Origin of the sequence: Kitasatospora sp. NPDC059973 (assembly GCF_042737525.1) — a bacterium.
In the GTDB taxonomy this organism is placed as follows: domain Bacteria; phylum Actinomycetota; class Actinomycetes; order Streptomycetales; family Streptomycetaceae; genus Kitasatospora.
The window spans coordinates 1-3,420 of record NZ_JBHWUI010000333.1 but is presented as its reverse complement, the minus strand read 5'-3'; the positions used below and the strand labels follow the sequence as shown (position 1 = coordinate 3,420).

Genomic DNA, 3,420 nt, shown 5'->3' with positions numbered 1-3,420 from the left:
GCGCGGGGGGGCCCCCCCGGCCCCACCCCTCGCCGGGCCCGGGGGCCGGCGGGGCGGGGGGGGCCGCCGGGCGCTCCCCCGGGGGGGGGGCGCCCCCCGGGGGGGGGGGCCCCCCCGGCCGGCTCCGCGTTCCCGGCCGAACCCGGGACGCGCGTCACAGTCACACCCTGTTCCGGGCCCCGCCCGTCGCCGCTATCGTCCGGACCATGTTTGCTGCCTACGCCGCACGAATCGACGCCGACGACCCGCTGAGCGGGCTGGAGCTGGGCGAACTCCCCGAACCGCAGGCGCGTCCCGGGTGGAGCGTGGTCACGGTCAGGGCCGCCAGCCTCAACCACCACGACCTCTGGTCGCTGCGCGGGGTCGGCCTGCCCGCCGGGAAGCTGCCGATGATCCTCGGCTGCGACGCCGCCGGCGTCGACGAGCACGGCAACGAAGTGGTCGTCCACTCGGTGATCGGCCAGAGCGGCCACGGCGTGGGCCCGGACGAGCGGCGCTCCATCCTCACCGAGCACTACCAGGGCACCTTCGCCCAGCGGGTGGCGGTGCCGACCTGGAACCTGCTGCCCAAGCCGGCCGGGCTCAGCTTCGAGCAGGCCGCCTGCCTGCCCACCGCCTGGCTGACGGCCTACCGGATGCTGTTCACCAACGCCGGGGTGAAGCCCGGCGACACCGTGCTGGTGCAGGGCGCCGGCGGCGGTGTGGCGACCGCCCTGATCGTCCTCGGCAAGGCCGCCGGACTGCGGGTCTGGGTCACCGGCCGGGACGAGGCCAAGCGGGCCCGGGCCGTGGAGCTCGGCGCCGACGCCGCCTTCGAGAGCGGCGCCCGGCTGCCCGAGCGGGTGGACGCGGTGATGGAGACGGTCGGCGCCGCGACCTGGGCGCACTCGGTGAAGTCGCTGCGCCCGGGCGGCACCGTGGTCATCTCCGGGGCCACCTCCGGCCCCAACCCGAAGACCGCCGAGCTGAACCGGATCTTCTTCCTGGAGCTCAGGGTGGTCGGCTCGACCATGGGCACCAAGGAGGAGCTGGCCGGGCTGCTCTCGCTCTGCGCCACCACCGGCGTCCGGCCGCAGATCGACTCGGTGCTGCCGCTCGCCGAGGCCCGGGAGGGCTTCGCCCGGCTCGCCGGGGGCGACGTCTTCGGGAAGATCGTGCTCACCCCCTGAGCGCCGGCCCGCACGGACCCGTCGGCCCGGTCAGCCCAGCAGGCGGCGCAGCCGCTCGCCGGCCGTGCCCAGCACCGAGCGGGCCTCGGCCAGCCGCTCGGGCGTCACTCCGCCGTCCCGGGCCGCGTCGCGGACCTGGTCCCGGAAGCGGTCGAGCAGCCGCTCCAGCTCGCGGGCCGGATCACCGGCCGGGTCGGTCGCGGTCCAGGCCGGAAGGTCGGCCGGGGCGGTGCCGGCCGGCTCGTCCTTGTCGAGGTCGATCCGGGTGACCCTGACCTTCTCGGCGGGTGCCTCGGCGTCCTGCGCCGGGTGGCCCCAGCGGGCGGCGTCGGCCAGCCCGGCCAGACCCTTGGTGAGTTCGGAGAGCCCCTCGGCCAGTCCGGTCGGCCAGTCGCCGCGGGCCGCGTGGTCGCGGACCTGCTGCTCGACCCGGCGCTTGATCCGCAGCGCCTCCTGCTGGGCGGCCGTCCGCGCCGCCCGGGACTGCTCGCGGAGCCTGCGGGCCTCCTCCTCGGCGGCCTTCGCCTTGGCCTTGGCCGCCTTCTCCTGCTCCTTGGCGCGCTTGGCCTGCTCCTTGGCCTGCTTCTTGAACTGGGCGAACTCGTCCTTGGCGCGCTGCCAGGCGTCCTTGTCCCCCCAGGGGCCGGCCCACGGGTCCCCGCTCTCGGCGCCCTCCGGGCGGGGTGCCTGCTTCGCCGCCCCCCACAGCTCCTCGCGCAGGCTCCGGGCACCGTCCCGGACGTCCTCGCGGATCGCCCCGGCGAGCTGGGCCACCGAGTCGCGGATCTCCAGCTCCAGCTCGTCCAGCTCGCCCTGGCGGGCCGCCAGCTCGCTCCGGCCGGCCTCGGTGAGCCGGTAGACCTTGCGGCCGCCCTCGGTGCTCTGCGTCACCAGGCCCTCCTGCTCCAGCTTGGCGAGCCGGGGGTAGACGGTGCCGGCCGAGGGCGCGTACAGGCCCTGGAAGCGCTCCTCCAGGAGGCGGATGACCTCGTAGCCGTGCCGCGGTGCCTCGTCGAGCAGCTTCAGCAGGTAGAGGCGAAGGCGGCCGTGGCCGAAGACGGGGGTCATCTCAGACCTCCTTGGTGAGGTCGGGGCCGGTGCCGAGGTCGGGGCCTGCCGGGAGTTCCTTGACGATCACGGGGCCGTCGTCCTCGGCCTCCGGCCGGCGGAGCACGGTGACGGCGCCGGAGACGGTGGTCACCACCAGGTTGCCCCGGCCGTCGCCGAGCTTGCCGGAGAGCCGCTTGGCGCCCCAGGAGCCGCCGACCTTGAGCTGCTCGAAGGTGCTGGTGACGTCCCCGCTGTTGGTACCCGCCTCGACCTTGGTGTCGACCAGGGAGGGCAGCCGGACGCCGACCGAGCCGCTCACCGTGGTGACCCGGATCTCCGACGGGGTGGCCACGTCGAGGTCGAGGGTGACGTCCCCGTTGACCGAGTGGACCTGCACGTTGTCCGAGGTGCCGGCGACCAGGGTGACCTGCCCGGAGGCGGTGTTGACCTTGAGGTCGCCGGAGAGCGACTGGGCGTCGACGTCCCCGGAGACGGTGTGGGCCTCCGTCCGGCCGGTCAGGCCGACCAGGGTGGCGTCGCCGCTGGCGCTGTGCACCGAGACCGGCGCGGTGATGCCGGAGACGGTGGCGCCGGCGGAGACGGTGCCGGCCTTGACCTTGGCGCCGGCCGGTACGGCCAGCGAGACCACGGCCCGGCGGGTGCGCCGCAGCCCGCCGAAGAACGACTTGATGGACTGCACCGACTTGACCGACTCGCCGAACTCGCTCCAGCTGAGGTCCTTGTAGGTGACCGTCAGCACCCCCTCGGCGAGGGTGACCTGAAGGGGCTCGCCCTCCAGCTCGGTGACCTCCAGCCGGGCCGGGCCCTCGGTGGCCACCACGTTCACGGCGCCTCCGACGATCCGTACGTGGAGGGCGTCGACCTCCCCGTCGATGGTGATCCTGTCGGGGCCCTCGACCGTCCACTGGCTCATGTCTGCCGCCTCCCGTTACGACTCGCGATGTATCGCGTCCTCTTCCAAAGACGATATATCGCGTGACGGCGAAGTCAAGGGATCCGGCCCCGGGGGCGCCCCGGAGAGCAACCCGGAACGAACCCCGAGACGCCCCCTACGGGGCGCGGCACGCGAAGGGCCCGGGAGGCGGGCTTAGGTTCTAGTGGTCGTCGCAACGCCCCAGCTCAGGGGATGCGATGGACTTCAAGATCCGGGAGAGGCGGGACCCTCAGGGGCCTGTGCGGC

3 protein-coding genes are annotated in these 3,420 nt (G+C 74.5%); 1 reads left to right on the top strand and 2 read right to left on the bottom strand.

What is annotated here, in order from left to right; genetic code table 11:
- Positions 1-206 precede the first annotated feature (206 nt).
- The gene (locus ACFWA9_RS38790; protein WP_352293130.1) at positions 207-1,169 is read left to right on the top strand and encodes a zinc-binding dehydrogenase; all 963 of its coding nucleotides are present in this window, start codon (positions 207-209) and stop codon (positions 1,167-1,169) included.
- A gap of 30 nt (positions 1,170-1,199) precedes the next feature.
- Here the strand turns inward: ACFWA9_RS38790 and ACFWA9_RS38785 are convergent, their stop codons facing one another.
- Together ACFWA9_RS38785 and ACFWA9_RS38780 are read right to left on the bottom strand one after the other, a co-directional pair.
- Positions 1,200-2,237 (bottom strand): PadR family transcriptional regulator, encoded by a 1,038-nt coding sequence (locus ACFWA9_RS38785; protein WP_329489569.1) that lies wholly within the window; start codon positions 2,235-2,237, stop codon positions 1,200-1,202.
- Position 2,238: 1 nt separating this feature from the next.
- Positions 2,239-3,153 carry a DUF4097 family beta strand repeat-containing protein gene (locus ACFWA9_RS38780; protein ID WP_329489570.1) on the bottom strand — a complete coding sequence of 305 codons (915 nt, stop codon included), beginning with the start codon at positions 3,151-3,153 and terminating at the stop codon, positions 2,239-2,241.
- Between the last annotated feature and the right edge of the window lie 267 nt (positions 3,154-3,420).